At 49.5% G+C, this 495-nt stretch carries 1 pseudogene; it reads right to left on the minus strand.

Annotation, left to right across the window (positions count from 1 at the left end):
* Positions 1-495: pseudogene (locus SCRDD08_RS10715) on the minus strand (type VII secretion protein EssC); the annotation flags it as partial.

Consider the following 495-nt stretch of genomic DNA (forward strand, 5'->3'; position numbering starts at 1 on the left):
AAAGGTCGCAAGCTGCATGACCAGAAGCTGCAGCTGTTCTAAGACCAGATTTCTTGGGCCGATATAGCCCACCGGCCCATGGCTGAGATTGGCCGGAATGGGCATATCTGGAATCTTTTTATGACGACTATAGAGAGCGTACCCCTCTTCTTCCAGGGCGTCTTTCTTGCCACTGCGCTCCTCTTGCCCATAGGTTAGCTGGTAGCTAGTTGGGAGTTTGCCTAGCCCCAAACGGTAATAAAGAAAGTCAAAATGGAGTGATGTCTTTTCATAAATCCGGTGATTGTAGCTCTCAACTAGATCGGTCAGCTCTAGAATATTGGGAAAATGGTAATGCATGCCTTCCTTTTGTTCCCGCTCGAGCTTGGTCAGCTCCATCGCCTTGTCTTTCAGATAGAGATGGTAGAGATGGATCCGCTCCTCTTTGTCCGCCTTGTACTTTTTGCGGTTCTTGATGAAGCCTCGGACTGAGAAGACGATGCTGGCGGCGGACAT

It is taken from the genome of Streptococcus cristatus (genome assembly GCF_001578775.1).
Lineage (GTDB): Bacteria > Bacillota > Bacilli > Lactobacillales > Streptococcaceae > Streptococcus > Streptococcus cristatus_A.